A 25703-nucleotide genomic window follows, 5' to 3' on the forward strand; every position below is an offset into this window, starting at 1 on the left:
ATTAATACAGCGAAGGCGAGCGATAATGTGCGGTTCACGTCAGGGTCAATCGACTTCAAAAACGGACATCGACTTGGGCAGCAAGCAGCATCTCTTCAAGCTTCCGAATTGCCTGTTTCGCATCGGCTAACTCTGCGTCAATCTTGCTTGCCTTTTGATCGCGAACAGCAATCTGTGTACTTGACCTAGACAGCTTTGATCGCAGGGCTTTTGATTCAGCCCGACATCGATCAATTTCATTCTCAAGAAGCTGATTTCTCTGGTTCAATGAGGCATTGCTCTCAGCAAGCTTTGCATTCTTCTCGTTGAGGATTTTCAGGTCAAATTCAAGGTTGGTCACGCGGGAGCTGACATTCATCAGGCGCATTGCAATCGGTTGAGACGGATCGGTCAAAAGCTCGCTTAGCTTTTGCACCAAGTTTCTAAACTCGGGGATCGCGCCGTACTGTTGCTGCTCAGGCAGTTGCCCTGCCTCAAGCTTGCGCATGAGCTCGTGAACATCTGACTGGTGTCGTTCAAGGATATCCTCAGAATACGAAACATATCCCATCACCAGTTCTCCAATCTGCCCCTACCCCTTGCCGACAACACTTTCAGGCAAGTCCACCCCGAACACGCGCTGGTAGTATTCGGCCACCAGCATCCGCTCGGCCTCGTCGCATTTGTTGAGGAAGCTCAGGCGGAAGGCGAAGCCGACGTCCTTGAAGATCGCCGCGTTCTGCGCCCAGGTGATGACGGTGCGCGGGCTCATCACGGTCGAGATATCGCCGTTGATGAAGCCCTGGCGGGTCAGGTCGGCGACCTTGACCATATCGGCCACGGTCTTGGGGTCGGTGCCCGGATTCTTGGCCGAGATGATCGCCTGCTCGGTTTCGGCGGGCAGATAGTTGAGCCCGACGACGATGTTCCAGCGGTCCATCTGGCCCTGGTTGATCTGCTGCGTGCCGTGATAGAGGCCCGAGGTATCGCCGAGGCCGACCGTGTTGGCGGTGGCGAACAGGCGGAAGTTCGGATCGGGCCGGATCACCCGGTTCTGGTCGAGCAGGGTCAGCTTGCCCTCGGTTTCCAGCACGCGCTGGATCACGAACATCACGTCCGGGCGGCCGGCGTCATATTCGTCGAACACCAGCGCCACCGGATGCTGCAGCGCCCAGGGCAGCAGACCTTCGCGGAATTCGGTCACCTGGAGCCCGTCACGCAGCACGATGGCATCACGGCCGATCAGGTCGATACGGCTGATATGCGCGTCGAGATTGATGCGGATGCAAGGCCAGTTGAGGCGGGCCGCGACCTGTTCGATATGGGTCGACTTGCCGGTGCCGTGATAGCCCTGCACCATGACGCGGCGGTTGTGGGCGAAGCCGGCCAGGATCGCCAGCGTGGTGTCCGGGTCGAACACGTAGTTCGCGTCGAGATCGGGCACGCGTTCGTCCGCCTTGCTGAAGGCGGGGACCTGCCAGTCGATATCGATGCCGAAGGTCTCGCGCACATCGATCGTGGTGTCGGGCGCGGCAAGCGTGGTCTTGGCGGAAGGCTCGAAGCTCTTGTCGGTCATATCGTTCATCTCGGGCGGTGGCCTAGACGCGCGTGCGGCGACTCGCAAGCGCGACGAAAGACGACATTTCCTTTCCCCGGCCCACGCCCTAGTTAGGACGAATGCCGCCTCCGTCACCCAGCGAATTCCTGCGACAGCAGCTCGTCGGGCGGGTGCGCGCGGTGTTCAACGATGTGTCTGCCGGACAGGAACCCGTGCCGGTCAGCGACGAGGCGCTGTTCGAGAGAGATTCGCCGATCCGGCTGGTCCACGCCGATGTCGTCGGCATGATGGTGGGCGGCATCCGCAGCCTGCTGTTGCAAATGCTCCATCCGCAAGCGCTGCAGGGCGTGCTCGACCACTCGAACTTCCGCGAGGATATGCACGGTCGCTTGCGGCGGACGGCGCGGTTCATCGCCATCACCACCTTCGGCCACCGCGACGAGGCGATGAAAGCGATCGAACGGGTCAACCGGATCCACGCCCGGGTAACTGGCACGCTGCCGGACGGCAGGCCCTATGTCGCGACCGATCCGCGCACGCTCGCCTGGGTTCATGTGGCCGAGGCGCAGAGCTTCCTCGCCGCCTATCTGCGCCATGTCCGCCCCGATATGCCGGGCCATGAGCAGGACGAATACTACCGCCAGTTCGCGGTCATCGCGCGGGCGCTGGGGGCCGATCCGGTCCCGCTCGATCGCAACGAGGCGGAGCTGCTTTTCCGCGAGCTGCGGCAGCATTTGCAGGCGCGGCCGGAAGCCCGCGAGATCGCCCGGCTCGTGCTCAGCCAGAAGCCGCAGGGCGCACCGGTAGCGGTGCAAGCCGTCATGGGAGCGGAAGCGGTCACGCTGCTGCCGTCCTTCGCCCGCTCGATGCTGGGGCTGGAGCGGCCCGGCATCGGCGCGCTTCCCGCGCGCGCGGCGACCTGGGGCATGGGCAAGACGCTGCGCTGGGCTTTCCGGCAGAACTAGGCCGGCAGAACCAGGCCTTCCGCACTGGGCCTTCCGAACTGCGCCGTCAGGGCTAGGCGAGCGGTTCCGGCAGGCTGAAAAGCGTGACATATCGCAGCGCCAGATCGCGGTCGCCATCGATCCGCAGACCGGCCTCGCGCTCGAGCTCGTCCCACGGCACGCCCGCGTAGATCCCGCCCGCGAGTACGGCTGCGACAGGGGCATGGAAAACCGCGTCGGCACCGGCGATTTCTGCACGCCTGATCGGCAACCGGCCTTCGCCCGGCTCCGCCACGAAACTGTCCTCCCCGATGACGAAGCCGATCCGCTGGCCGGCGAATTCGTCGATCCGAGCATGATCGACCATGGTGCGCATCGACAGCATCAGCGACACCGGCGACAGCGGCAAGGTCGGATCGTGCGCGCTCGACTGCGCCGCCCAGCGTCCGGCCTCCTGGATCAGCGCTTCAGCGGCGTAGCCCCATTGGGTGAGTTCATAGACCTGCACTTTCGCCGGCGGCGGCAACTGCTTGCGGGCAAGCACCCCGGCTTCCTCCAGCGATCCGAGCCGTTCGGTCAGCACCTTGGCCGAAATTCCGGGCAGGCTGGCGCGCAGGTCGGAAAAACGGCGCGGCCCGAGCATCAGTTCGCGAACGACGAGGAGCGACCACCGCTCGCCCACCATTTCCATGGCGAACGCCGTTCCGCAGGCATCGCCATACCATTTACCGTGGGTGATAGTTTCTTTTGGTAACTTCATCGTTGACTTATGTAACTTGCGAGCGCAACCTTCGCAAGTGTCGAGTCGGCATCGAGAATACAATCGAGAGAGGAGCAAGCCATGTACATCCAGGGATTTCTCGTCCCCGTTCCCGCAGACAAGAAAGACGCATACCGCGAGGTTGCGGAAAAGTTCTGGCCGATCGCCCGGGACTATGGCTGCACCGCCCATGTCGAGGCGTGGGAAGCCGACATCAAGGACGGCCAGCACACCGACTTCCGCCGCGCAGTCGACCTGCAGGAGGGCGAAAGGGTCGTCTTCAGCTGGATGATATGGCCCGACAAGGCGACCGCCGATGCCTCGCACGACAAGATGATGGCCGACGAACGGATGAAGGAATGGGGCGACGGCAGCGACATGCCCTTCGACGGCAAGCGCATGGTGTTCGGCGGGTTCGATGTGCTGATGCACAAGGAGGCATGAGCCATGGCCAATTCCCCCGGCGATTTCATCTGGTACGAGCTGATGTGCCGCGACGCGGATGCCTCGGCGCGGTTCTACGAAGGTCTGCTCGGCTGGTCGGTGGAGGGCCAGGCCGACTACCGCGAGATCAAGGCCCCGGATGGCGAATACGTAGGGGGAATCTTGCCGCTCTCTCACGAGATGCTGGCAGGTGGTGCGATGCCGGCCTGGCTCGGCTACATCCTCGTTGCCGATGTCGACCAGACCGTCACGGCGCTGCTCGACGCCGGGGGCAGCGTGTTGATGCCCGCACGTGACATGGAGTCCGTCGGCCGCATGGCCATGGTCGCCGACCCGCAAGGCGCACCGTTTTACGTCATGACGCCCGCCCCGCCTGCCGACCGGCCCGACGCCGAAAGCACCGCCTTCGCGAAATACGCGCCGCAGATCGGCCATTGCGCATGGAACGAGCTGCTGACCGCCGACCCCGCCGCCGCCGACGAATTCTATCGCGGACTGTTCGGCTGGACCAAGGGCGAAGCGCTGGAGATGGGACCGATGGGCACCTACCAGATGTACAACCATGGCGATTACGGGCTCGGCGCGATGATGCGGAAACCGGCCGAAGTGCCGGTGTCGTCGTGGGCGTATTATTTCCGCGTGCCTGAAATCGACGCGGCGGTTGCATATGTGAGCGCCAATGGCGGGCAGATCGCGGTCGGCCCGATGGCAATTCCGGGTGGCGATCACGTGCTCCAGGGCTTCGACCCGCAAGGCGCGCTTTTCTCGCTCATCGGCAGCAAGGAAGCATAGCACATGACCCGAACCGGCATAGCAACCTGCCTGTGGTTCGATGGCGGCGCAAAGGACGCGGCTGACCTTTATTGCGGACTGTTTCCCGACAGCGCCATCACCCGTATCGACACTGCTCCCAGCGACTATCCCGGTGGCAAGGCGGGCGACGTGTTGACGGTCAGTTTCACCCTGCTCGGCCAGCCGTTCATGGGCCTCAATGGTCGTCCCAAGCTGGACAACGCGAACGGCTTTACCGATGCCGTCAGCTTCCAGGTCTTCACCGATACGCAGGAGGAGACCGACCGCTATTGGTCTGCGCTGACCGGCGATGGCGGCGGCGAGATGGCGTGCAGCTGGTGCTACGACAGGTTCGGAGTACGCTGGCAGATCGTCCCGCGCGTGCTGATGGACGCACTCGGCCATGACGATCCGATGGTCCGTGCCCGGGTGTTCGGGACGATGCAGCAAATGATCAAGATCGACCATGCCGCAATCGATGCGGCGATTGCCGGATAGCGAGACGGGTGATGCTTGAACTGCATGGACACCTGTTCTCATCCTACACCTGGAAAGCGCTGATTGCGCTTTACGCCAACGGGACGGAGTTCGTTTTTCGCGAGATCGACCAAACCGTGACGAAGTTCGAAAGCTTTACCGGCAAGGCCCGCCCTTACCGACCCTATTTCCCCTACGGCGCGCCCGACCGGGACTGAAGAGGACCAGCCAACATGCACGAACTCAGCATCACCCGCTTCATCGCCGCCCCGACCGACAAGGTGTGGGACGTGATGTCCAACCGCATCGAAGAGTGGTTCTGTCCCAAGCCCTGGCGTGCCGAATTCGCCAATCTCGAGCGCCGTGCGGGCGGGACGTCGGATTGCACCATGTATGGGCCCGATGGCGAAGTGCAGCCCAACCCCGGCACAGTTATCGCATGGGACGAAGGCCGGCGGTTCGCATTCACCGATGCGCTGGTGGGCGATCTGGAACCCAGTGGCCCCTTCATGGTCGGCATCTGGGAAGTCGAACCCGCCACCGAAGAGGGTGTCGCCGGCACACGCTATACGGCGCGCGCACGGCACTGGACGGAGGAAGCGTGCCAGCAGCACGAGGAAATGGGCTTCACCGAAGGCTGGGGTGCCTGTGCCGACCAGCTCAAGGCATTGGCGGAGGCTGACTGATCCGGTCTACTCGAACCCGTCGTCCAGCGCCACGACCTTGAAGACCTTGCCGCTGCCCTGCGTGTTGCAGACCGACACCGTGTTGCTGCAGACTTCGTCGCCGAGCAGTTCCTCCCGGCACAGTCGCAGGCTTTCCTGCCGGGCGCCTTCCAGCGTGTCGGCAATCGCCCAGCCAAAGGCTGCTTCGGGTCCGGCGCTGTGAAAGGAACCGCAACCCTTTCCGCCGAAGATCAGGACCACCTCGCAGCTGTCCCTGTCGCATTGCTTCAATGCGTCATAGCTGGCTGACCGGGGGGTAGCCTTGTCCGAACTGGTGAAAGCGCGATAGCCTCCGGCATTGTCCTCGACCAGCGCGCCGTAGCGCTCGACGCCTTGGGTGTAGGCCTGCGTGCTCCAACCCGCCGCACCCATTGCCAGCACTGCCACAACAGCCAACCGCTTCTTCATCCGTCGCCCCCAAGCCATGCACGCCAGAACCTGTTCTCCGACCATATCAGCGCAGCATTGCGGCGCAACCGACTGCTGGCACCGATCAAGCGAATACGCGCGATTTCCTGAGCAACTGATACGCTTCGACCACACGGTTGAGCCGGTTCTCGTACTTGCGATCCCCGCCGTTGCGGTCGGGGTGGTAGCGGCGGACAAGCTCCGAATAGCGCTGGCGCAAGCGGCGGCGGTCGGTATCGAGGCCGAGGCCCATGGTCTCGAGCGCCTGCGCTTCGTCGCGGCTGAAACGGCCGTCCATGGCCATCTCCGCCTCGCGCCTTGCGCGGCTCTTGATGCCGCTGGCGCGCGCCGCAATGGCGTCGAGCGGATCGGCGAAATCGGCCCAGCGCGGCAGGCCGTCGATCCCGGCAGTGGGGCGGAAGGTGCGGCTTTCGGTCTGCCAGCCGGCGGCGGGCGACTGCGCGGCGAGGATTTCGTCGGCGCTCATGCCGTCGAACCAGTCGTATCCGCTGTTGAACTCGCGCACGTGGTCGAGGCAGAACCAGCGCCACTGGCCAGGGCCGTCGAAGTTGTTACCCCCAAAACCATTGGCGCCTCCAGGCGCGCGGAATTCGCCCGGTTCGACACATGCCGGGTGTTCGCAGACTCGCCCTTGGGCTTCGTATCGTCCATGGAAGCGGTCTGCGGGCATAGCGCTTAATGATGGTAAGCCATGCCGGAGATTGAAAGGGCGAATTTGTGGGAACTGTCCAGGCAGAGATGGAAAAATTGCTGACGGAGGCTTTCGCCCCGGTGCGGCTGGAGGTCTTCAACGACAGCGGCAAGCACCACGGCCACGCGGGCGACGACGGATCGGGCGAATCGCACTTCACCGTGGTGATCGAAAGCGCGGCCTTTACCGGCGTTTCGCGCCTGCAACGCCAGCGGCAGGTGATCGCGGCGCTGGGCGATATCGTCGGCCAGCGGGTTCATGCGGTCGCGATCAAGGCGAGCGTGCCCGAAGAAAGCAGGTGCGAATGAGCGAAGCAGCCGTCGCCAAACGGATCAGGCGCGCCGCCCGTCTGATCGTGCTCGATCCGCTGGGGCGGGTGCTGCTGTTCCGCTACGACGTGCCGGGACGGCCGCCGTTCTGGGTCACCGTCGGCGGCGAATGCGACCCCGGCGAAAGCTTCGAGGATGCGGCGCGCCGCGAACTCCGGGAGGAAACCGGCTTCGAGGCCGAACCCGGACCGCAGATCTGCCGGATGACCCCCGAATTCGTGACCGTCGAGGGAGAGCCCGTGCAAGCCGACGAGCGCTTCTTCCGGGTCCATGTGCGCCATACCGATGTCGATATTTCGGGCCATACCGAGCTGGAGCAGCGATTGATGAAGGAGCACCGCTGGTTCACTCGCGCAGAGCTGTCCGGCTGGCACGAGTATATCTACCCCCGCGACCTCGCAGAATTGATCGAGAAGGACCCCCAACCATGATCGAGCAGACCATCACCCCCGTCACCCACGATCTCGGCCAGTTCCAGGTTCGCCGCGCCATCCCCAGCCGCGAGCGGACCATGGTGGGGCCCTTCATCTTCGTCGACCAGTTCGGCCCGGCGCAGCTCGACATCGGGGCCGGAATGGACGTGCGGCCGCATCCGCACATCAACCTCGCTACGGTCACCTGGCTGTTCGAAGGGGCGATCGACCACCGTGACAGCATCGGCAGTTTCGCCACCATCCGCCCGGGGCAGGTGAACCTGATGACCGCCGGGCGCGGGATCGTCCATTCGGAGCGCAGCCCGCAGGACGAACGCGCCGAAGGCCCCAGGCTCTATGGCATGCAGACATGGCTCGCCCTGCCTGACGGGCAGGAAGAGATCGATCCCGCCTTCGAAGCGGTGAAGGACCTGCCCGTGATCGAGGACCAGTGCGCCAAGGCTTATGTCATCATGGGCCAGCTCTGGGGCCAGCGCGCCGCGACCACCACCCATGCCGACACGATCTATGCCGAGATCCTGCTCGCCCCCACAGGTGCCCTGCCGATCGAGGCCGGGGCCGACGAGCGCGCGGTGATGCTGGTCGGCGGCGAGGCGACGATCGACGGCCAGCCGCTCGGGCTTTACGAATTGACGGTACTGGCACCGGGCAAGGTCATGACCCTCTCCTCGGAACGCGGCGGGCGGATCATGTTGCTGGGCGGCGAGGCCTTTGCGACGCGGCGCCATGTGTGGTGGAACTTCGTCAGCAGCAGCAAGGACCGGATCGAGCAGGCCAAGGACGACTGGAACAACGACCGGTTCGCCAAGGTGCCCGGGGACGAGGAGGAGTTCATCCCGATTCCCGGCGGCGAACCCAAGACGGTCAGCTATCCGTAAAACACGAGGAGAGGACATGAGCTACGAGGGACAATGCTGGTGGATTACCGGCGCATCGAGCGGCATCGGCGCGGCGCTGGCCAGGGAACTGGGCGTGCGCGGGGCGCGGGTCATCCTGTCGGGCCGGGACGAGGCGCGGCTCGCCGAAGTGGCCGAGGGGATTGCGACCGAGACGCTGACCCTGCCCTTCGACGTGCGTGACGAGTCGGCGATGCTGGCGGCAACCGACAAGGCGATTGAATGGTCCGGAGGCATTGACGGTTTCGTTGCCAATGCCGGGGTCTCGCAGCGCAGTCGGGCAACCAAAACCGCGATGGAGGTCTATCGCGAGATCATCGAGATCGACCTCGTCGCCCAGATCGCCGCCACGCAGGCGCTGCTGCCGCATATGACGGCACGGCAGAGCGGACGGCTGCTCTTCATCAGTTCCATCGCCGGCAAGGTCGGAGTGCCGATGCGCACGGCCTATTGTGCCGCCAAGTTCGGGTTGGCCGGCTATGCCGATGCGCTGCGGGCCGAACTGTCGATCGACGGGATCGGTGTGCATGTGATCTACCCCGGTTCGATCGCGACCAATGTCAGCCGCAATGCGCTCAATGCCGACGGGAGCAAGCGCGGACGCAGCGATCATGTGATCGACAACGGCATTGCGCCCGATGAGGCGGCGAAGACCATGCTCGACGCGGTCACCCTCAACCAGCGGGAAATTATCGTCGCACAGGGAATGGAGGAAGCCATGGGCGAAATGCGCCGCACCCCCGACCAGTTGCTGGACCAGGTCGCGGCGATGGTCGCCAATGGCTATATGGACAAGATGGAAGCGGACGGCTGACGCGCACGGAGCAGGTGCGGGTGATCCTCGCCAACGGGATCGAGCTGGATGTTGTGGACACCGGCCCGCTTCGGGGCCCACGCGACGCGCCGGTGCTGGTCTTCCTCCATGGCTTCCCCGAAAGCCACCGCACCTGGCGGCACCAGATCGCGCATTTCCGTGATCGCTTCCGCTGCATTGCGCCCGACCAGCGCGGCTATCGCGGTTCGTCCAAGCCTCACGGTGTCGAGAGCTACAAGCCAGCCGAGCTGGTGGGCGATGTGTTCCTGCTGGCCGATGCACTGGGGGTGGAGCGTTTCACTATCGTCGGCCACGACTGGGGCGGCGCGCTGGCGTGGGCCGTCGCGATGAGAGGGCAAGGGAGCCGGGTCGAGCGGGCGATCCTGTGCAACGCCGCGCATCCGGTGATCTACGCCCGCCTGCTGTGGACCGATGCCGCCCAGCGCGCCGCAGGGCAATATATGCGGGTCTATCGCGACACCTCGCGCGACGAGGAAATCCGCCAGGAAGGCTTGCTGGCGCTGGTCGGCGGGACCGGCAATGGCACCGGCGCCCTGCCCGAGGACGATCCGGAGGAGCGCGAGCGCATCCTCGCCGACTGGTCCGACGGCGAAGCGGCGCTGGCGATGGTAAGCTGGTACCGCGCGACCCCCATGGCGGTCCCGCCCGCCGATGCTCCGCTCGAAATCCCGCCCGACGCGAAGCTGCCCAGGGTGCCGGTGCTGACGATCCCGACGCTGGTGGTGTGGGCGCTGGACGATCATGCCCTCTCCCCCGGCAATATCGAGGGGCTGGACGAGTTCGTCGAGGACCTGACGCTGGTGACCATCCCGGACTGCGGCCATTTCCTGACCTGGCAGGCGCCCGACAAGGTCAACGCGGCGATGGAGGGGTTCTTGGCGCGGACGGCCTAGCCCGCGATCCACTCCACATCGGCCCCATGCGGGTGCGACCAGGCCAGTTGCACATCCTCTACCCCGCCCGGCCAGTACCGGACCCTGAGCATGTGCCGGTGCACCGTCCGGTCGGCCTCGACCGAAACCCACGCCAGCGGCCTATCCGCCGTCGCCTTCGCGCCCGCAGCCTCCATCGCGGCGCGGACGCGGTCCTGCTGGTCTTTGGGGACATATTGCCAGACGATCGAGTGCATCAGCATGCGGGTGGTACCGCTGGCCTGCGGTTGAACCAATTGTGCCTCGACGAAATCGGCCGCGTTCATCTTCACGAGGTCCGGTTTGCGCTCGCCCGCCGCCTCGATCGCCGCTTCCATCCGCTCGAACCGCACGGTGTGCTCGGGCCAGATATAGGCCTTGAGCCGCAAGGCCTGCGCCGGATCGGTCAGGTCGACCGGTGCGACATCGCAGCCCTTGGTGCTCACAATCTCGATTGCGTGAGCAGGCGGCGGTGTGCCCTTCCACACGGGCGCAAAGTGCATCGCGGCATCCTCCGGCCCCACCATCACCCCGCCCAGATCGTAGCGATAGCGATCGAGCATCAGGTTGATCCCCGCGCTCGAACCGATCTCGAGGCATTCGAAACGCGGCGGCAGGCCCTTCTCCGCCAGCCACAGCATGGCGGCAATGAAATTGGCCGAGCGCCCCGCCTCGTTGGTCTGCGGCGGTCCGTCGAGCCAGGGCAGCAGCGGCGCCTCATGCGCCCGCATCACCGCGCCGAGTATCCCCACATCATCCGCCGGGATGCCGCGATAGATCGGGGACAGCTCGGGCGCGGTGCCCGCCAGATGCAGCGAATGCACCCCGCCCGCCACCCGCAAGGGCAGCGCGTCAGCCAGCGGCGCGCCCTGCCAATGGCGAATCCTCTCGATCAGCGCGTTGCTCGCATCCGAACGGAGGACCTCGGCAATCGCGCCCACCACCCTGGCCGTGATATGCGCCCCGGCATTCTCGCAATAGGCGACCTGGTTGGCGAAGGCGGTCTCGACCGCGCCCTCACCTTTCGTGTTCATGTCGACGAATTCATAGGCCGGTCGCTGTTTGTCTTCGCCCATTATCGTTGCCCTTTCGCCGTCCAGTGCCTAAGTGCCGCGCCGCTATGGCAAGCCAACTGACCTTCGCAGTACCCAAGGGCCGCATCCTCGACGAGGCGCTGCCGGTGATGGCGCGTGCCGGCGTCGTGCCCGAGGACGCCTTCCACGACAAGAGCAACCGCGCGCTCAGCTTCGCTTGCCAGAGCGACGACATGCGGCTGATCCGCGTGCGCGCCTTCGACGTCGCCACCTTCGTCGCCCATGGCGCGGCGCAGCTGGGCATTGTCGGCTCCGACGTGATCGAGGAATTCGACTATTCGGACCTATATGCTCCGGTCGATCTCGACATCGGGCATTGCCGACTGTCCGTAGCCGAGCCTGCGAGCGGAACGGTCGAGAGCGCCAGCGCCAGCCATTTGCGGGTCGCGACCAAATACCCCAACCTGACCCGCCGCCATTTCGAGCGGCTGGGCATCCAGGCCGAATGCGTCAAGCTCAACGGCGCGATGGAACTCGCGCCTTCGCTCGGCCTCGCGGGACGGATCGTCGATCTCGTATCGACCGGGCAGACGCTCAAGGACAACGGCCTTGTCGAGACTTCGCGCATCCTCGACATTTCCGCGCGGCTGATCGTCAACCGCGCGGCACTGAAGACCGATCCCCGCGTTGCGGCCCTGGTCGAGGCGTTTCGCCAAGACGCGGAAGCGCGCTCAAGCAGCGCCAGCGGTAGCGCGGACAAGGACGCAGCGTAGTGAAACGCTACAATATCACCGACGCCGATTTCGAAGATCGCTTCACCCGCCTGGTCGAGGCGCGCCGCGAAAGCGCCGCCGATGTCGGGCGCGATGTCGCCGAGATCCTCGCCCGCGTCCGCGCGCTGGGTGACGACGCGCTGGTCGATTATACCATGCGCTTCGACAAGCATGCGCTGGGCGAGAATAGCGACGGCTGGCAGATCGCGCCGGAGGACTGCAAGGCCGCCTATGACGCGCTCGACGCCGATCTGCGCGACGCGCTGGAACTCGCGGCAGAGCGCATCCGCGCCTATCACCAGGCACAGCTGCCCAATGATCGCGACTACACCGATGCCGTCGGCGTGCGGCTGGGCGCCAAGTGGTACCCGGTCGAGGCAGCGGGGCTCTATGTCCCCGGCGGCCGCGCGGCCTATCCTTCCTCGCTGCTGATGAATGCCATTCCGGCAAAGGTCGCGGGCGTCGAGCGGCTCGCCATCGTCACGCCTACTCCGAACGGCGAGACCAACCCGCTGGTGCTGGCTGCGGCGCATATCGCCGGGGTGGACGAGATCTGGCGCGTCGGCGGGGCGCAGGCCGTCGCCGCGCTCGCCTATGGCACCGAGCGGATTGCCCGCGTCGACGTCATCACCGGCCCCGGCAATGCCTGGGTGGCGGAGGCCAAGCGCCAGCTCTACGGCGTGGTCGGCATCGACATGGTTGCCGGGCCGAGCGAGATCCTCGTCATCGCCGATGGCAAGAACGACCCCGACTGGATCGCCGCCGACCTGCTGAGCCAGGCCGAGCATGACCCGACCAGCCAGTCGATCCTGATCACCGACGATGCCGCTTTCGCCGGGCAGGTCGAGGATCGGGTCGATGTCCAGTGCTCGATGCTGGCGACGCAGAAGGTCGCCCGCGCCAGCTGGGACGCGCATGGGGCGATCATCATCGTCGAAAACCTCGAACAGGCCATCCCGCTCGCCAATCGCCTCGCCGCCGAGCATGTCGAACTGGCGGTGGACGATCCCGAAGCGCTGATGGCCGGCCTGCGCCATGCCGGCAGCGTGTTCCTCGGCCGGATGGTGCCCGAGGCGGTCGGCGATTATGTCGCCGGACCCAACCACGTGCTCCCGACCGGGCGCCGCGCGCGCTTTGCCAGCGGGCTGTCGGTGCTCGATTTCATGAAGCGGACCAGCTTCATTTCCATGGACAAGGCCGGGCTCGACGCGATCGGGCCTGCCGCGGTCAAGCTGGCGCATGCCGAAGGCCTGCCCGCCCACGCCGCCTCGATAGAATTGCGACTGAAGTAATGACCCAACGCTCCCAATCCCGCTCCGCCGCCCGCCTCGCTGCGGTGCAGGCGCTGTACCAGAAGGACATGGAAGGCACCGCCCTGGCGCGGCTGCTCGACGAGTTCCACCAGCACCGCCTCGGCCGCGAGATCGAGGAAGGCGAGCAATACGCCGAGGCCGAGGTCGCCTTCTTCGACGATGTCGTGCGCGGGGTCGATGCCCGGCGCGAGGAGATCGATGCGCTGATCACCGGCCGGCTGGCCGAAGGGTGGAGCATCCGGCGGCTCGACAAGACCATGGTCCAGGTCCTGCGCGCCGGCACCTACGAACTCCTCGCCCGCGCCGATGTGCCGGTGGGCAGCGTGATCAGCGAATATGTCGACGTAGCCAAAGCCTTCTTCGACGACCGCGAGGCGAAATTCGCCAACGGCGTGCTGGACGCGATCGCGAAGGACGTGCGTCAGTAAAAAATTAGTATTGCCACTGTTGATTCTAGATCAAAGTGACAATAGAATCGCCTAGTCGCCAAAATGGCGATTTTGGGGGGCAATATGTCTGATTCAGAAAATAGCGGCGCTGACAAGGGCGGCGTGTGGGAAGGAGAGGCAACGCCAACCGATGCAGAAGCATCGTCTGGCGGTCTGAAGCAACGATTCAGTTCTGCGTGGCAGAAGATGGAAGGTCCCGCTCAGAAAGTCGAGGCACGTTATCTCTCTGCGCTCCGATACTGCATGCTCGCCGGTGCGACCCTTCTCCTCGTTGGGGCGACTATCTATCTTGCCATCGGCCTCTTCAAACAGATAGGCTCTTCCGAGATCACTCCCGAACCGGTCACGATCGCCGTCTCGGACATTGCGCCTTCGCCTAGCGAGGAACAACCAGCAGCCGAAGCAGCAGCTGATGGTGAGTACAAGGGGCCAGACAAGGATCTGCGCGCGAGAACCTTGGCGGTTTACAGGGCAAGCTTCGCCAAGTTCGAGCGCAAGGGTGAAGCTGCGAAGGACGAAGCCGTAATCGATGCCGTTTGGCCCGAGGAACGGTATGCTGCGTTCGAGCAGTTGCCCGCGTCAGACATTGTCGACAGCCTTGGAACGCCCTTCGAAGGCGCCGCAGACTTGCGAGAACACTCGATCACCCTGGCGGGCAAAAGCGTAGCGGAAGCCGGTATGTCCAAGGCCCTCCAGTCCTACCGGGATGCCAAAAAGGTCAGGGTTTGCCGCGATGTCACGCGGCAGCGCAAACGCGAAGTCAGCTACTGGAACTCCAATTCTACGTCCTGCTACATGTGGTATACTTACCCGTATGGCTGCTCGGATACTCGCACCGTATCAGAACCTTACACCGATACGGTCTGCGAGATGCGTTTTCCCGACGACCTCGAGAGCCCGGCTGAGGCGATGGGAACAGCAGTCGAGAATTACCTCATGGTCGCCGCTCGCAAGATCGATACCGCGGGTTACGATGCAGAGGAAAAGCGGAGCGAGATATTGGCCAGCAAAGTCGAAGGGCGAGCGCAGATTTCCGATGCGGGCAAACTCTTCTTGGCCTTTCTGGGTGTAATGTTCCTTTACCTCCTGGTGGTCATGGAGAGGCACCATCGGGCGCTCAATCGTTTGATCAAGGAGCCTCCGAGCGACTAAAGGCGAAGGCATGGTTTCTGCCTCGTCCGAGTTCGACCTCCTCGCCCGGCTGCGTGCGCTGGCCACCGATCCGGCGGCGCGGGGGCTTAATGATGATGCGGCGGTGCTCACCATCGGCGGGCAGGAGCTGGTCGTCACCCACGACATGATGGTCGAGGGGATGCACTGGCTGACGGGTGCGGACATGGCCGATGTCGCGTGGAAGCTGGTGGCGGTGAACCTGTCGGACCTTGCGGCCAAAGGCGCGCAGCCGATCGGCGTGATCCTGGGCCAGATGATGGGCGCGGACGACGACCGTTTCCTCGAGGGGCTGGCCGAGGCGCTCAAGGCCTTCGCCGTGCCCCTGCTCGGCGGCGACACGGTGGGAGCCACCACCGGCCCGCGCGCGCTCGGCCTGACCGCGTTGGGCAAGGCGAGCCATTCGCCGGTGCCCGGGCGCGACGGGGCGCAGCCGGGGGATTTGCTCTACATCACCGGCCCGGTCGGCGGGGCGATGATGGGGTTCGAGGCGCTGCAAACGGGTTCTGACGCAGACAGCCTCGCTTTCCGCCGCCCGCAGCCGCTGCTCGCCGCAGGCACCGCGCTCGCCCCGCATGTCACCGCGATGATGGATATCTCGGACGGGGTGCTGCTCGACGCCTGGCGCCTCGCCACCGCGAGCGGGGTGACCCTTTGCATCGCCAGCGAGGACATCCCCCTCGCCGCCCCCGAAGCCCGCCGCGCCGAAGCCCTGCGCTGGGGCGACGACTACCAGTTGTTATTTACGGCCTCGCCCTCAGCCGAGCTACCGGTCAAGGCCACGCCCATCGGCACGGTCGAGGAAGGCGAGCCGCCGCTGTTGCTGGACGGGCTGGCGGTGTGGGATGCCGAGGGGTTGGGGTATCGGCATTGAGGGGGTGGGAGGTCACCAACTAGTAGTGCGCCTCGCTAGGTCGAAACTGATGAACTGAGTTTGGGATATGCAAATGGGCTACGTTCCATTTCGCCAAGTGCAGTCAAACCTAGAGGTAAGTGCTCGTTTCCTTCGGGCAGTCGATTCCGCGTGTCGGAGTAGGCACCAAGATACGCACCGATAGCCGAACGAACTTTTTCATCGACTGCTCGGAATAGCTGTCGGTCATTGCAAAACCAGTAGTGTTTACCCCAACCATCTATCATTCCGTCGATGCGCTTTAGCGTAGCGATAAGAGCCAATTTCGGATCGAGCTTATGACCATGACGAAGACCCGTGATTGCGGTCTTGCTTGCATTGAGTTGGGTGTCGATTGACGCGAGAAATTTGATGCGTGCCCTCTTCGCGGGGCGAACAAAACCTGGCGATATCTCGATTCCTAGAAACTCAAAGCTCTTACTGACTTCATGCGCCTCTCGCGACGATTTCTCAGGAGCGAGTTCCATGTCGAACTCCTCCAGCAGCCCCTTGGCCTTCTTGAGACGAGCATTAGCCGCTTTCTTTGTTGGGGCCAGAATGATGAAATCATCGATGTATCTTATGCAGCGGCAATCACCCTCGTTCATTGCCTTATCAAATGCCGCAAGGAGGATGTTGCCGAGCAAGGGGGACAACGAATTGCCTTGCGCAACTCCAATGTCTTCGATTGGAAACTGATCCCTGAATTTTTGCAACTCACTCAAATTTGCCAGTTCAACGCTTATGGCATCCTCCAGCAGCGCCATCAAATCATCATCTTTAATGGCATCTCGAATAATCCCTGCCACCGTTGATTTGGGAATTTTGGTAAAGAATCCAGTGATATCTGCAGCTGCGATCCACCTTGCTCCTCGCCCGATCTCATCCAGCACTGCTTTGATTGCAGCGGGTACTGCCGAGAGGTCGTCGCCCGTAGTTTCATCACGGTTGCGAACTCTACGGAGTCCGCCAAAACTAAAGGGCGTGTTGGCGAATGGCTTGAGTGCCGGAATTTCGACCAATACATTGAGAATTGCCCTTTGCACAATTCGGGCCTCAAGTGATGCAATCACAATCGGGCGGATTTTTCCCGTTGGCTTGCCCTTTCCATCACGCTTTAGGATCGGCGCGCCTCTTGCCTTCCCGAAATCAAAGGTCCCACGCGAAAGGCGGCTCTGTATTGATCGCAGATTACCCGCCGGATCTTCAGAGAAGCGCTCGATTGCTTGCCGAACATCCTCAGAGTTCGAAGACTTGCCGTTACGGTAGATAACGCGCCAAGCGTCTTCAAGGTTTGACGACTTGTGAACGGCTTTACGGAGCTTTGAAAACACGTCTTAGGGGTCCTGTCGGTAAGCCAGACCCATCTGACGGAGCGCTAAACCTCGCAGCGGTTCCAAATGGCCCGTGCCGCGCATACTTGGCGTCAACCTGAGTCGTCGCCTCGCCGTGGCAATGAGTCATGGTCACAACGGACGCGCCGCCTGTCCCGATCACCGCCAAAGTCAGTCCGACAAGAAGGCGGCGAAGATTCCGCGCCCTCTTGGCGATCCGTGCCGACAAGTTGGCACGTTTTTGCATGTCCTTCGCATGTTCTCACCTTTCACCTGATGCTACCCTTTTTGGGGGCGCTGGCAAGCGATGAGATCGCGCAACCGGCTTCCGCCCGCCCTCCAAATTAATGCTACTAACTGCCCGACAGATACCCGATGTGGTAAAGGTTACAGTTAGCTCAAATTCGTCAGACGGATCGGCGCTAAACCTCGCAGCGGTTCCAAATGGCCCGTGCCGCGCATACTTGGCGTCAACCTGAGTCTTCGCCTCGCCGTGGCAATGAGTCATGGTCACAACGGACGCGCCGCCTGTCCCGATCACCGCCAAAGTCAGCACCAAGAATATGATGGCCCGATTGCAAGAGTTCAAGACTGCGCTGTGTATAATGCGTTGGCGCGCGAATGCAGTTCCAATGCGGCTGCAAACAATCCATTTTCCTACACGCTAACGCCCCGCTAGTCTCGCCTCGGCCCCTCATCATGCGCAGGGCAGGCTTCCATTGTCAGACTCCGGGCAGGCTCTTTCCAATCGTCGATCAGCGTCCGCCGCACACAGGCAATCGAGAACTTCACTCTGCCATCCGCAAATGGGCGAATTTAGTGAACTTCCCCGCCACCGCGCGCTGTTGGATTTTGGTGTCACCTTAGTGTCACCTTCCAGCCCGCTCCGCGCCTCTCTAAAGCGCCGAACAGTCCACTCCGCGCTTCTCCAGGATCGGCTTGAGCGCAAAATAGGCCTGCCGCGTTCGGTGGTTGGGAATGCCCGGATAGAGGTGGTGGATCAGGTGGGTTTCCATGCACATCGACCAGAAATGGCCGACCTTGCTTTTGAAGATATAGGCCTGGTCATAGCGGCCCGTATGCCCTTCGCGCGGGTGGTGCGGGGCCCAGCTGAGGAAGAAGCGGATCCAGCTGAGGCCCAGCTGGCGCGGCAGCCACCAGCACACGGCCGCGGCGATGGCATAGCCGTTCCATGCCATGGTGAAGAGCGTGGCGAGATAGACCAGCTGCACCATCAGCGTCTGTTTCAGCGCGGTGCGCGATTCCTCGGTATCGAGCTGCTCGCACACGGTCTTGTAACGGTTGATCGTCCCGTCGACGCGCGGCTGGCGGTTCCACCAGGTCTTGTACCAGGCGGCCAGCATATTGGGCGCCTCGTCGGTGTAGTCCGGATCCTTCTCCGGATGGTTGCAGTGCTTGTGATGCTCCAGATGCGTCACCCGGCCCATGCTGAAGGGCACCGCGATGGGGAGCAGCGACACCTCGCCGACCCACTGGTTCATCCAGCGGTGCTTGCTGCCGCGCGGGGCGATATTGTCATGCATCGCCTCGTGGCAGGTGACATAGCCCGCCACCGTCAGGAAGGTCGAGACCGCCAGCGTCACCAGCGGGTGGACCACGCCGAACATGGTCAGCGGGAACAGCGCCAGCCACAGCGCGAAGCCGCCGAAGGCCGCCGCGACATAGCCCCACATCGGCCCGCCATGGAACCGCGCGGCAATCTCGCGCTCTTCCTTCAGCAGTTCGACCCGGGCGTATCTGTCGAGCCCGTCGCCCGGGCCCAGCGGGAGGGCACGGGCGTCTGTTTCGACCGCCTCATCCGCCGGGCCGAGGTCGAAACCGTACTGCCGTTCGTCGAGGTCGGGGCGGTCGGTCATATCCAGCGCCCCCGGATGGTTGCGTAGAGCCCCCAAACCCCGCCGACGATCAGCCCGAGCGTCAGCGTGGTCAGCCCCCATGGCGCTTCCCAGCCCCACAGCCGCATCGTCTGGTCAATCAAGGGTGCAATAAAGCCGATGCCGAACAACAGCGGCATGATGAGAAACAGCTTCTTTATGGCGATCTGCATGGCCGTTTACTTATCGCTAACCATGGAATCCGGCAAGAGTCCGCGGTTTGGCCCTCTGCCCCGCCCCATTTCGGCACGCGCTGGACTCCGCTGGGGAGAGGGAGGTCGACAGCGGCGGAAAGGCTTGCCTTACGCGCCCCTGCCCTCTAGCGGTTCGCCCCACATGGGTCCCGTCTCGGCGGGGCCCACGGGTCTGAAACGCAAGAAACAAACAATCGTGGGGGAATTTCAGGTCATGGACCTCGTACTCATAGCTATTGTCCTGGGGCTGCTGGCCGTCGTTTACGGCGTCTTCACCAGCCGCCAGGTTCTCGGCGCCGATGCCGGGAACGCCAAGATGCAGGAAATCGCCGGCGCCATCCAGGAAGGCGCGCAGGCCTATCTCAACCGCCAGTACACCACCATCGGCATCGTCGGCGTGATCGTCGCCGTGCTGGTCGGGGTGTTCCTCGGCACCGTGCCGGCAATCGGCTTCGTGGTCGGGGCCGTGCTCTCGGGGGTCGCGGGCTACATCGGGATGAACATCTCGGTCCGCTCCAACGTCCGCACCGCGCAGGCGGCCAGCAAGGGCTTGCAAGAGGGTCTGACGCTGGCCTTCCGCGCCGGGGCCATCACCGGGCTGCTCGTGGCTGGCCTCGCCCTGCTGGCGATTGCAGTGTTCTACTGGTACCTGACCGGCCCGGGCGGTTACACCGTTGGCGGTGAAGACCGCACGGTGATCGACGGCCTCGTCGGCCTCGCCTTCGGCGCATCGCTGATCTCGATCTTCGCCCGTCTCGGCGGCGGCATCTTCACCAAGGCCGCCGACGTCGGCGCCGACCTCGTCGGCAAGGTCGAAGCCGGGATCCCGGAAGACGATCCCCGCAACCCGGCCGTGATCGCGGACAATGTGGGCGACAACGTTGGCGACTGCGCCGGCATGGCGGCCGACCTGTTCGAAACCTATGTCGTGACCGTCGGCGCCACCATGGTGCTGACCGCGCTGCTGATGAAGGGCCTCGGCGATCTGCTGCCCAACATGATGGCGCTGCCGCTGCTGATCGGCGGGGTCTGCATCGTGACCTCGATCATCGGGACCTACTTCGTCCGCCTCGGTGGCGGCACGAATGTCATGGGCGCGATGTACAAGGGCTTCCTCGTCAGCGCCGTGCTGGCCGTTCCCGCCATCTGGTTCGCTACCAGCTATGCGCTGGGCGGCATGGAAGCGACCTTGCCGGGCACCGAGTTCAACGGCCGCGAGCTGTTCTACTGCTCGCTGCTGGGCCTGGTCATCACCGGCCTGATCATCTGGATCACCGAGTACTACACCGGCACGGCCTACCGTCCGGTCCGCTCGATCGCCAAGGCTTCGGAAACGGGCCACGGCACCAATGTGATCCAGGGCCTCGCCATCAGCCTTGAATCGACCGCGTTGCCGACCATCGTCATCGTCGGCGGCATCATCATCGCTTTCCAGATCGCCGGGCTGATCGGGATCGCCTATGCGGCGACCGCGATGCTGGCGCTGGCCGGCATGGTTGTGGCGCTCGACGCTTACGGCCCGGTGACCGACAACGCCGGTGGCATCGCCGAAATGGCTGGTCTCGACGACAGCGTGCGCGAGAAGACCGACCTGCTCGACGCTGTCGGCAACACAACCAAGGCCGTGACCAAGGGTTACGCGATCGGTTCGGCCGGTCTCGCCGCGCTGGTGCTGTTCGCTGCCTACACCACCGACCTCAGGGAGTTCTTCCCCGATCTGACGGTGAACTTCAGTCTCGAAAATCCCTATGTCATCGTCGGCCTGCTGCTGGGCGCGCTGCTCCCGTACCTGTTCGGTGCGATGGGCATGACCGCGGTCGGCCGCGCTGCCGGTGACGTGGTGATCGACGTGCGCGACCAGTTCGCCAACGATCCGGGCATCATGGCCGGCACCAGCCGTCCGAACTATGCCCGCACGGTGGACCTCGTCACCAAGGCTGCGATCAAGGAAATGATCATCCCGTCGCTGCTGCCGGTACTCGCGCCGGTGGTGGTGTACTTCGTTATCACCGCGATCGCGGGCCAGGAAAACGGCTTTGCCGCGCTCGGTGCGCTGCTCCTCGGCGTGATCGTCGGCGGGCTGTTCGTGGCGCTTTCCATGACCGCCGGCGGCGGCGCATGGGACAATGCCAAGAAGTACATCGAAGACGGCAACCACGGCGGCAAGGGCTCGGAAGCCCACAAGGCTGCCGTGACCGGCGACACCGTGGGTGACCCGTACAAGGACACCGCCGGCCCGGCCGTGAACCCGATGATCAAGATCACCAACATCGTCGCGCTGCTGTTGCTCGCGGCATTGGCGACCCACTGATCGTCTGATACCAGACACCTGGAAGGGGCGCGGGAACTTCGGTTCTCGCGCCCTTTTTGCTGCGTTAACCGCTCCTAAGCGCTTGGCCGCTAGGATCTCTGCCGTCGGGACGGACCGAGGGTTAACGAATGACGCAGCACGACGGGGCATTGCTGGCGCAAGCGGCGCAGAAGCAACTGCGCCTGCTGGTACAGCACTGGCGCGCGGCGCATGTGCTCGACAACGCATGGGACTGGGATGCACTCGCCCGCCGCGCTTCCACCCCCAACCCGTTCTTCGAGCGCTGGGCCCTGCTGCCCGCGCTGGAGAACTTCGCCGCCGAGCATCCCGTCCGCCTCGTCACTTTCTATGATCAAGAAACACTGGTCGGGCTGATGCCGCTGGCGCTCAGCCGCGACTACTACGGCAAAGCCATCCCGCATGTGTCGTGCTGGCTGCACCACAATGCCTTCTGCGGCGCGCCGCTGGTGGCGCAGGGATACGAGATCGCTTTCTGGTCAGCGCTGCTCGACTGGGCCGACGATTGCGGCAAGGGAGCGCCCTTCCTGCACCTGGCCAAGATGCCGGCCGACAGCGCGCTGCACACCGCGCTCCGCAATGTACTGGCGCTGCAACAGCGGCCCGCAACGGTGGTACAATCGGTTGAACGCGCCCTGCTTGCCTCCGACCTCGCTCCCGAGCCCTATTTCGAACAGTCGATGAGCAGCAAGAAGCGCAAGGAACTGCGCCGCCAGCAAAACCGCCTGTCCGAAGAGGGCGCACTGCGCTTCCACCGCAGCGAAGGCAGCGAAGGGATCGAGTCCTGGATCGATGCCTATCTCTTCCTCGAGAAATCGGGCTGGAAGGGCGAACGGGGCACCTCCCTCGCCGACCGTAGCGATACCAGCGAGTTCTTCCGCGCTGCCATCGCCGGGGCTGCCGAGGCAGGGCGGCTCGAACGGCTGACGCTGACCCTCGACGGACGTCCCATCGCCATGCTGGCGAACTTCCTCACCCCGCCCGGTGCCTACAGTTTCAAGACCACTTTCGACGAAAGTTACGCCCGCTTCTCCCCCGGGGTCCTGCTCCAGCGCGAGAACCTCGCGCTCCTCGCCCGCGACGGTATCGAATGGGCAGACTCTTGTGCCGCAGCGGATCACCCCATGATCGAGCGAATCTGGCGCGAAAAGCGTGCGGTAGCGAGCTGCAACATCGCGCTCGGCGGCGCGATCCGGCGCGGCACCATGCGGGTGCTGGCGCGGCTCGAGACCGGTTCCTTCCCGAAAGGCATCTGACGAATGGATTTTGTACAGTCCCCGACGAGCCATGACGCTGACCGCGCGGCGGATGTCCCGCAGGATGTTTTCCCCGACGCCTCGCGTAACCTCTTCGCGGCCAATTATCCCGAAGTGCCGCATATTCTGCGCCACTCCCTGGAACACCACGATCTCCTGACGCTCGCTGCGCTGGCTGACCTTGCCGGCAAGCTCCCCGCCACTTCTATCGAATACAATCGCGGCGACATGCCCATCGGCGTCGACGGCAAACCGGGCAGCACCGGCATGACCATCGAGGAGACCATCCTCCACATCGCCACCAGCAACAGCTGGGCCGTGCTCAAGAACATCGAGCAGATCCCGGCCTACAACGCATTATTGCTGCGCCTGCTGGGCGAGCTGCGCGCTGAGATCGAGAACAAGACCGGTGCCATGCTGCGCCCGCAGGGCTTCATCTTCATTTCCAGCCCCAACGCGGTGACGCCCTATCACTTCGACCCCGAACACAACATCCTGCTGCAACTCAAGGGCAGCAAGGTGATGACCCAGTTCCCGGCCGGCGATCCGACGTATGCCCCGGACGAGATCCATGAAGGCTATCACTCCGGCGGGGCGCGCGAGCTGACCTGGCGCAACGAACTGGCTGCGGGCGGAACCGAGTTCCCGCTGCAGCCGGGCGACGCGCTGTTCGTGCCCGTCATGGCCCCGCACTTCGTCCGCAACGGACCGGACAGCTCGATCTCGCTCTCCATCACCTGGCGCAGCGACTGGAGCTTCGAGGAAGCCGATGCGCGCGGGCTCAACCGCCTGCTGCGCAAGGCCGGTCTCACCCCCACCGCTCCGGGCCGCTGGCCCGCCAGCAACAAGGGCAAGGCCTACGCCTATCGCGCGCTGCGCAAGGCCGGTCTCGTCGGTTGACGAAATCTCCCTGCCGCCGCAGAGGCGGTGCATGAGCGATACCATACCTCCAGAAAAAGTTGTCGGCAGCCTCGTCAAGCTGCTGACAGTCCAGAAGCGCGCCACCGATGTCTACCAGGGACCGCCGCAAAAGGACGGCATCGGCCGCGTGTTCGGCGGGCAAGTGATCGCCCAGGCGCTGCAGGCGGCGCAGGCCTCCGTAACCGACGGCAAGCAGGCCCACTCGCTCCACGCCTATTTCCTGCGCGGCGGCAAGGAAGGTCCGCCGATCGAATACCGCATCGAGCGCGACTTCGACGGGCGCAGCTTCGCCAACCGCCGGGTGGTCGCGAGCCAGGAGAACGAGGACGGCACCAGCACCCCGATCCTCAACCTCACCGCCAGCTTCCAGGCGCCCGAGCCGGGCCTCGAGCATGACGACGCGAGCATGCCCGACGTGCCCGACCCCGAGAGCCTGCGCAGCGACATGGAGGTCCGCCGCGAGATCGCCGACAAGCTCGGCGAGAGGATGAGCGAGACCCAGCGCGCCATGATGCTGCGCCCGCGCCCGATCGAGATGCGCACCTGCGGCCGGCTCCACTGGATGAACCGCGAGCCGAGCGAGCCCGCTGCGCAAAGCTGGTTCCGCACCGTCGCCCCGCTGCCCGACGATCCCGCGCTGCACCGCGCCGTGATCGCCTATGCCAGCGACTACACGCTGCTGGGCACCAGCGCCCTGCCCCACGGCCTCAGCTGGTTCCGCGGCGAGCTGGTCGGTGCCAGCCTCGATCATGCGATCTGGTTCCACCGCCCCGCGCGGGCCGACGAATGGCTGCTCTATGCGACACAAAGCCCGTGGAGCGGCGGCGGCCGCGGCATGAACCTGGGCCGCATCTTCAACCGCCAGGGCGAACTGGTGGCGAGCGTGGCGCAGGAAGGGATGATGCGGAAACGGGTTAAAAAGCCAGCCTAAGGGCTAATCCCCCAGCGCCTCTTCGATCGCGCCTAGCGGCACCAGCTTGAAGTTCTGAGCGCTGGTCCCGTTCCAGCCGTCCTGTGCGATGAAGATCCCGCCCGGATAATCCGGTCCGAAATCGCCGCGCTTGGCCTCGATCCCGTCGGTTTCCTCGGCCGCGCCGACAGTGCCTGCAGCGATGCGGAACCGCCCTGCGGGGGTCATATCCGGCAGCGCGAAACGCATGTAGGTGTTGTCGCCTTGGCTCGAGGCATAGAGCCAGCCGCCGCTCGCCCCCTCGGGCACCAGCGCCAGCCCCTCGACATCGGCCACCAGCAGCCTGTTGTCGATCGGCGCGACCATCTCGCCGGCCGTCCGGCCTGCCCTGAAGCGCCAGATGCCGGCGTCTTCCTCTGCGATATAGAGCGTGCCGTCACGGGTATCGATGGCGCAGCCTTCGGGCTGGGTCGGCACCCGCATAGTGCGCAGCAGCTCGGCGGCGGGGGCCGCGCCAAGCGTGATGCGGTATTCGCCAATCACACCCTCTTTGGGCACGGCATAGGCAATCAGGTCCCCGCCCCGCTGCCACACGCAGACTCCGTAAGCCTCGCCCGCACCCGAGGCGACGCGGCCCAGCGGGACGAGCTGCGCGGCGGCGGTATCGAGCCGGAACAGCGCGAAGTGCGCATTGGCAAGATCGCTGCGGTCGCTGGCAACGACGATGATGCCGTCTGTCCCCATATCGACGAGGTCGACATTGTTGAGCCCCGCGGCGGCGACGAAATGCTTGGTCGCCCCCTTCAAGTCATAGACATAGAGCCCGCCCTTCTTGTCGGTGGCGACGATCAGGCTGGCGGCAGGGTCTGCCGCATTGCGCCAGACCGCCGGATCGTCCGCCGCATCCTCGTTGTTGGTCCCGACGGGCACTGTTTCGGCCACGGCAAATACGGGTACGGCTGGGTCGCCGGTGATCGGAACGCTGGCACAGCCAGCGGCCGCCACCAGCAATGCGAACATGGCAGAAGT

General features: G+C 64.2%; 30 protein-coding genes. 20 read left to right on the top strand and 10 right to left on the bottom strand.

Annotated elements, in window-relative coordinates; translation table 11 throughout:
* Nucleotides 1–55: 55 nt before the first annotated feature.
* Nucleotides 56–553, bottom strand: coding sequence for a hypothetical protein (locus tag LY632_RS11525; protein ID WP_234091276.1), 498 nt, complete (start codon nucleotides 551–553; stop codon nucleotides 56–58).
* An 18-nt stretch (nucleotides 554–571) separates the two neighbouring features.
* Entirely contained in the window at nucleotides 572–1564 is a 993-nt protein-coding gene (gene cobS / locus LY632_RS11530) for a cobaltochelatase subunit CobS (RefSeq protein ID WP_234091277.1), read from the bottom strand.
* Between the two features lie 92 nt (nucleotides 1565–1656).
* Between cobS and LY632_RS11535 the strand changes: the two genes are divergently transcribed.
* Complete coding sequence (locus LY632_RS11535; protein WP_234091278.1) at nucleotides 1657–2502, top strand: oxygenase MpaB family protein; 846 nt, start codon at nucleotides 1657–1659, stop codon at nucleotides 2500–2502.
* A 52-nt stretch (nucleotides 2503–2554) separates the two neighbouring features.
* Here LY632_RS11535 and LY632_RS11540 read toward each other — a convergent pair whose 3' ends face one another.
* Nucleotides 2555–3241, bottom strand: a complete 687-nt coding sequence (locus tag LY632_RS11540) for a helix-turn-helix domain-containing protein (RefSeq protein WP_234091279.1) — start codon at nucleotides 3239–3241, stop codon at nucleotides 2555–2557.
* Between the two features lie 81 nt (nucleotides 3242–3322).
* Here LY632_RS11540 and LY632_RS11545 point away from each other — a divergent pair, with 81 nt between their 5' ends.
* Genes LY632_RS11545 through LY632_RS11565 form a run of 5 tightly spaced genes read left to right on the top strand, consistent with a single transcriptional unit; the run spans nucleotide 3323 to nucleotide 5640 of the window.
* Entirely contained in the window at nucleotides 3323–3685 is a 363-nt protein-coding gene (locus LY632_RS11545; RefSeq protein WP_234091280.1) for a DUF1428 domain-containing protein, read from the top strand.
* Between the two features lie 3 nt (nucleotides 3686–3688).
* Nucleotides 3689–4477, top strand: coding sequence for a VOC family protein (locus LY632_RS11550; RefSeq protein ID WP_234091281.1), 789 nt, complete (start codon nucleotides 3689–3691; stop codon nucleotides 4475–4477).
* Between the two features lie 3 nt (nucleotides 4478–4480).
* Nucleotides 4481–4975 (top strand): VOC family protein, encoded by a 495-nt coding sequence (locus tag LY632_RS11555; protein ID WP_234091282.1) that lies wholly within the window; start codon nucleotides 4481–4483, stop codon nucleotides 4973–4975.
* Nucleotides 4976–4986: 11 nt separating this feature from the next.
* Nucleotides 4987–5172 (top strand): glutathione S-transferase N-terminal domain-containing protein, encoded by a 186-nt coding sequence (locus LY632_RS11560; RefSeq protein WP_234091283.1) that lies wholly within the window; start codon nucleotides 4987–4989, stop codon nucleotides 5170–5172.
* A gap of 15 nt (nucleotides 5173–5187) precedes the next feature.
* Nucleotides 5188–5640 (top strand): SRPBCC domain-containing protein, encoded by a 453-nt coding sequence (locus LY632_RS11565; protein ID WP_234091284.1) that lies wholly within the window; start codon nucleotides 5188–5190, stop codon nucleotides 5638–5640.
* 6 nt (nucleotides 5641–5646) lie between these two features.
* Here the strand turns inward: LY632_RS11565 and LY632_RS11570 are convergent, their stop codons facing one another.
* Nucleotides 5647–6087 (bottom strand): DUF4189 domain-containing protein, encoded by a 441-nt coding sequence (locus LY632_RS11570; protein ID WP_234091285.1) that lies wholly within the window; start codon nucleotides 6085–6087, stop codon nucleotides 5647–5649.
* An 85-nt stretch (nucleotides 6088–6172) separates the two neighbouring features.
* Nucleotides 6173–6778 carry a J domain-containing protein gene (locus LY632_RS11575; protein ID WP_234091286.1) on the bottom strand — a complete coding sequence of 202 codons (606 nt, stop codon included), beginning with the start codon at nucleotides 6776–6778 and terminating at the stop codon, nucleotides 6173–6175.
* A 68-nt stretch (nucleotides 6779–6846) separates the two neighbouring features.
* Here LY632_RS11575 and LY632_RS11580 point away from each other — a divergent pair, with 68 nt between their 5' ends.
* Genes LY632_RS11580 through LY632_RS11600 form a run of 5 tightly spaced genes read left to right on the top strand, consistent with a single transcriptional unit; the run spans nucleotide 6847 to nucleotide 10186 of the window.
* On the top strand, nucleotides 6847–7107 hold the full coding sequence (locus tag LY632_RS11580; protein ID WP_234091287.1) for a BolA family transcriptional regulator: 261 nt from the start codon (nucleotides 6847–6849) through the stop codon (nucleotides 7105–7107).
* The gene (locus LY632_RS11585; protein WP_234091288.1) at nucleotides 7104–7559 is read left to right on the top strand and encodes an NUDIX hydrolase; all 456 of its coding nucleotides are present in this window, start codon (nucleotides 7104–7106) and stop codon (nucleotides 7557–7559) included. The genes LY632_RS11580 and LY632_RS11585 overlap by 4 nt, the downstream gene beginning before the upstream one ends.
* Entirely contained in the window at nucleotides 7556–8440 is an 885-nt protein-coding gene (locus tag LY632_RS11590; protein WP_234091289.1) for a pirin family protein, read from the top strand. Before LY632_RS11585 ends, LY632_RS11590 begins: the two co-directional genes overlap by 4 nt.
* A gap of 16 nt (nucleotides 8441–8456) precedes the next feature.
* On the top strand, nucleotides 8457–9272 hold the full coding sequence (locus LY632_RS11595) for an SDR family NAD(P)-dependent oxidoreductase (RefSeq protein WP_234091290.1): 816 nt from the start codon (nucleotides 8457–8459) through the stop codon (nucleotides 9270–9272).
* A gap of 20 nt (nucleotides 9273–9292) precedes the next feature.
* Nucleotides 9293–10186, top strand: coding sequence for an alpha/beta fold hydrolase (locus LY632_RS11600; RefSeq protein WP_234091291.1), 894 nt, complete (start codon nucleotides 9293–9295; stop codon nucleotides 10184–10186).
* On the opposite strand, the gene LY632_RS11605 is transcribed toward LY632_RS11600, so the two are convergent.
* Nucleotides 10183–11280, bottom strand: a complete 1098-nt coding sequence (locus LY632_RS11605; protein WP_234091292.1) for a DUF2332 domain-containing protein — start codon at nucleotides 11278–11280, stop codon at nucleotides 10183–10185. The genes LY632_RS11600 and LY632_RS11605 overlap by 4 nt on opposite strands.
* 44 nt (nucleotides 11281–11324) lie before the next feature.
* On the opposite strand from LY632_RS11605, the gene hisG reads away from it, so the two are divergent.
* The 5 genes from hisG to thiL all read left to right on the top strand — a co-directional run bounded on the left by hisG (nucleotide 11325) and on the right by thiL (nucleotide 15817).
* Nucleotides 11325–12011 (top strand): ATP phosphoribosyltransferase, encoded by a 687-nt coding sequence (gene hisG / locus LY632_RS11610; RefSeq protein WP_234091293.1) that lies wholly within the window; start codon nucleotides 11325–11327, stop codon nucleotides 12009–12011.
* Nucleotides 12011–13303 (top strand): histidinol dehydrogenase, encoded by a 1293-nt coding sequence (hisD, locus tag LY632_RS11615; RefSeq protein ID WP_234091294.1) that lies wholly within the window; start codon nucleotides 12011–12013, stop codon nucleotides 13301–13303. The genes hisG and hisD overlap by 1 nt, the downstream gene beginning before the upstream one ends.
* Complete coding sequence (nusB, locus tag LY632_RS11620) at nucleotides 13303–13752, top strand: transcription antitermination factor NusB (RefSeq protein WP_234091295.1); 450 nt, start codon at nucleotides 13303–13305, stop codon at nucleotides 13750–13752. The genes hisD and nusB overlap by 1 nt, the downstream gene beginning before the upstream one ends.
* An 84-nt stretch (nucleotides 13753–13836) precedes the next feature.
* Nucleotides 13837–14925 (top strand): hypothetical protein, encoded by a 1089-nt coding sequence (locus LY632_RS11625; RefSeq protein WP_234091296.1) that lies wholly within the window; start codon nucleotides 13837–13839, stop codon nucleotides 14923–14925.
* 10 nt (nucleotides 14926–14935) lie between these two features.
* Nucleotides 14936–15817 carry a thiamine-phosphate kinase gene (gene thiL, locus LY632_RS11630; RefSeq protein WP_234091297.1) on the top strand — a complete coding sequence of 294 codons (882 nt, stop codon included), beginning with the start codon at nucleotides 14936–14938 and terminating at the stop codon, nucleotides 15815–15817.
* A 35-nt stretch (nucleotides 15818–15852) separates the two neighbouring features.
* Here the strand turns inward: thiL and LY632_RS11635 are convergent, their stop codons facing one another.
* From LY632_RS11635 to LY632_RS11645, 3 genes are all read right to left on the bottom strand, one after another.
* Nucleotides 15853–17169, bottom strand: coding sequence for a reverse transcriptase domain-containing protein (locus LY632_RS11635; RefSeq protein WP_234091298.1), 1317 nt, complete (start codon nucleotides 17167–17169; stop codon nucleotides 15853–15855).
* Nucleotides 17170–18065: 896 nt separating this feature from the next.
* Nucleotides 18066–19046, bottom strand: coding sequence for a fatty acid desaturase (locus tag LY632_RS11640; RefSeq protein ID WP_234091299.1), 981 nt, complete (start codon nucleotides 19044–19046; stop codon nucleotides 18066–18068).
* Nucleotides 19043–19237 (bottom strand): hypothetical protein, encoded by a 195-nt coding sequence (locus LY632_RS11645; protein WP_234091300.1) that lies wholly within the window; start codon nucleotides 19235–19237, stop codon nucleotides 19043–19045. The genes LY632_RS11640 and LY632_RS11645 overlap by 4 nt, the downstream gene beginning before the upstream one ends.
* A 235-nt stretch (nucleotides 19238–19472) precedes the next feature.
* On the opposite strand from LY632_RS11645, the gene LY632_RS11650 reads away from it, so the two are divergent.
* The 4 genes from LY632_RS11650 to LY632_RS11665 all read left to right on the top strand — a co-directional run bounded on the left by LY632_RS11650 (nucleotide 19473) and on the right by LY632_RS11665 (nucleotide 24695).
* Complete coding sequence (locus LY632_RS11650; RefSeq protein ID WP_234091301.1) at nucleotides 19473–21569, top strand: sodium-translocating pyrophosphatase; 2097 nt, start codon at nucleotides 19473–19475, stop codon at nucleotides 21567–21569.
* Between the two features lie 128 nt (nucleotides 21570–21697).
* Nucleotides 21698–22843, top strand: a complete 1146-nt coding sequence (locus LY632_RS11655; protein WP_234091302.1) for a GNAT family N-acetyltransferase — start codon at nucleotides 21698–21700, stop codon at nucleotides 22841–22843.
* A gap of 3 nt (nucleotides 22844–22846) precedes the next feature.
* Entirely contained in the window at nucleotides 22847–23743 is an 897-nt protein-coding gene (locus LY632_RS11660; RefSeq protein WP_234091303.1) for a cupin-like domain-containing protein, read from the top strand.
* Nucleotides 23744–23774: 31 nt separating this feature from the next.
* On the top strand, nucleotides 23775–24695 hold the full coding sequence (locus tag LY632_RS11665; protein ID WP_234091304.1) for an acyl-CoA thioesterase II: 921 nt from the start codon (nucleotides 23775–23777) through the stop codon (nucleotides 24693–24695).
* Between the two features lie 3 nt (nucleotides 24696–24698).
* On the opposite strand, the gene LY632_RS11670 is transcribed toward LY632_RS11665, so the two are convergent.
* Nucleotides 24699–25694 carry a phytase gene (locus tag LY632_RS11670; protein ID WP_234091305.1) on the bottom strand — a complete coding sequence of 332 codons (996 nt, stop codon included), beginning with the start codon at nucleotides 25692–25694 and terminating at the stop codon, nucleotides 24699–24701.
* Nucleotides 25695–25703 lie beyond the last annotated feature (9 nt).

Source organism: Erythrobacter sp. SDW2 (assembly GCF_021431965.1).
Lineage (GTDB): Bacteria > Pseudomonadota > Alphaproteobacteria > Sphingomonadales > Sphingomonadaceae > Parerythrobacter.

Bases quoted from the DNA above. Each gene is read 5' to 3' on its own strand.
- cobS (WP_234091277.1), bottom strand. From the start codon at position 1,564: ATGAACGATATGACCGACAAGAGCTTCGAGCCTTCCGCCAAGACCACG.
- LY632_RS11535 (WP_234091278.1), top strand. From the start codon at position 1,657: ATGCCGCCTCCGTCACCCAGCGAATTCCTGCGACAGCAGCTCGTCGGG.
- LY632_RS11540 (WP_234091279.1), bottom strand. From the start codon at position 3,241: ATGAAGTTACCAAAAGAAACTATCACCCACGGTAAATGGTATGGCGAT.
- LY632_RS11545 (WP_234091280.1), top strand. From the start codon at position 3,323: ATGTACATCCAGGGATTTCTCGTCCCCGTTCCCGCAGACAAGAAAGAC.
- LY632_RS11550 (WP_234091281.1), top strand. From the start codon at position 3,689: ATGGCCAATTCCCCCGGCGATTTCATCTGGTACGAGCTGATGTGCCGC.
- LY632_RS11555 (WP_234091282.1), top strand. From the start codon at position 4,481: ATGACCCGAACCGGCATAGCAACCTGCCTGTGGTTCGATGGCGGCGCA.
- LY632_RS11560 (WP_234091283.1), top strand. From the start codon at position 4,987: ATGCTTGAACTGCATGGACACCTGTTCTCATCCTACACCTGGAAAGCG.
- LY632_RS11565 (WP_234091284.1), top strand. From the start codon at position 5,188: ATGCACGAACTCAGCATCACCCGCTTCATCGCCGCCCCGACCGACAAG.
- LY632_RS11570 (WP_234091285.1), bottom strand. From the start codon at position 6,087: ATGAAGAAGCGGTTGGCTGTTGTGGCAGTGCTGGCAATGGGTGCGGCG.
- LY632_RS11575 (WP_234091286.1), bottom strand. From the start codon at position 6,778: ATGCCCGCAGACCGCTTCCATGGACGATACGAAGCCCAAGGGCGAGTC.
- LY632_RS11580 (WP_234091287.1), top strand. From the start codon at position 6,847: ATGGAAAAATTGCTGACGGAGGCTTTCGCCCCGGTGCGGCTGGAGGTC.
- LY632_RS11585 (WP_234091288.1), top strand. From the start codon at position 7,104: ATGAGCGAAGCAGCCGTCGCCAAACGGATCAGGCGCGCCGCCCGTCTG.
- LY632_RS11590 (WP_234091289.1), top strand. From the start codon at position 7,556: ATGATCGAGCAGACCATCACCCCCGTCACCCACGATCTCGGCCAGTTC.
- LY632_RS11595 (WP_234091290.1), top strand. From the start codon at position 8,457: ATGAGCTACGAGGGACAATGCTGGTGGATTACCGGCGCATCGAGCGGC.
- LY632_RS11605 (WP_234091292.1), bottom strand. From the start codon at position 11,280: ATGGGCGAAGACAAACAGCGACCGGCCTATGAATTCGTCGACATGAAC.
- hisG (WP_234091293.1), top strand. From the start codon at position 11,325: ATGGCAAGCCAACTGACCTTCGCAGTACCCAAGGGCCGCATCCTCGAC.
- nusB (WP_234091295.1), top strand. From the start codon at position 13,303: ATGACCCAACGCTCCCAATCCCGCTCCGCCGCCCGCCTCGCTGCGGTG.
- LY632_RS11625 (WP_234091296.1), top strand. From the start codon at position 13,837: ATGTCTGATTCAGAAAATAGCGGCGCTGACAAGGGCGGCGTGTGGGAA.
- thiL (WP_234091297.1), top strand. From the start codon at position 14,936: ATGGTTTCTGCCTCGTCCGAGTTCGACCTCCTCGCCCGGCTGCGTGCG.
- LY632_RS11640 (WP_234091299.1), bottom strand. From the start codon at position 19,046: ATGACCGACCGCCCCGACCTCGACGAACGGCAGTACGGTTTCGACCTC.
- LY632_RS11645 (WP_234091300.1), bottom strand. From the start codon at position 19,237: ATGCAGATCGCCATAAAGAAGCTGTTTCTCATCATGCCGCTGTTGTTC.
- LY632_RS11650 (WP_234091301.1), top strand. From the start codon at position 19,473: ATGGACCTCGTACTCATAGCTATTGTCCTGGGGCTGCTGGCCGTCGTT.
- LY632_RS11655 (WP_234091302.1), top strand. From the start codon at position 21,698: ATGACGCAGCACGACGGGGCATTGCTGGCGCAAGCGGCGCAGAAGCAA.
- LY632_RS11660 (WP_234091303.1), top strand. From the start codon at position 22,847: ATGGATTTTGTACAGTCCCCGACGAGCCATGACGCTGACCGCGCGGCG.
- LY632_RS11665 (WP_234091304.1), top strand. From the start codon at position 23,775: ATGAGCGATACCATACCTCCAGAAAAAGTTGTCGGCAGCCTCGTCAAG.
- LY632_RS11670 (WP_234091305.1), bottom strand. From the start codon at position 25,694: ATGTTCGCATTGCTGGTGGCGGCCGCTGGCTGTGCCAGCGTTCCGATC.